Consider the following 401-nt stretch of genomic DNA (forward strand, 5'->3'; position numbering starts at 1 on the left):
CGGGGTGCGCCTCGGCGTACTGCACGGTCAGCATGGTGGCCGCCGCCTTGGACGCCGCGTACAGCGCGATCGGCAGGCCGTACTCGGGGCGCTCGGGGTTGGTCACGGCCCAGAACGACCCGGCGCTGCTGGACACCGTCACCACGTTCGGGCTCTCCGACCGGCGCAGCAGGGGGAGCGCCGCCTCGGTGACGCGCACGATGCCCACCGCGTTGGTGTCGAAGGACCGCAGCGCGGTGGGGCCGTCGAGCGCGGTGTCCAGCACGCCCGCGTTGTGGACCAGGACGTCGAGCCGGCCTGCCTCGGCGTCGACGGTCGCCAGCGCGGCGGCGACCGAGGCGTCGTCGGTCACGTCGAGCTGGACGAACCGCGCCCCGAGCTCCGCGGCGGCCTTCGCCCCG

The 401-nt window shown here is 75.3% G+C and carries 1 protein-coding gene; it reads right to left on the reverse strand.

The window, feature by feature from the left end:
• Nucleotides 1–401 (reverse strand): SDR family NAD(P)-dependent oxidoreductase (locus PROKR_RS14305; protein ID WP_036964333.1); only part of this gene is annotated, 401 nt, incomplete at both ends.

Origin of the sequence: Promicromonospora kroppenstedtii DSM 19349, from assembly GCF_000515355.1 — a bacterium.
Lineage (GTDB): Bacteria > Actinomycetota > Actinomycetes > Actinomycetales > Cellulomonadaceae > Promicromonospora > Promicromonospora kroppenstedtii.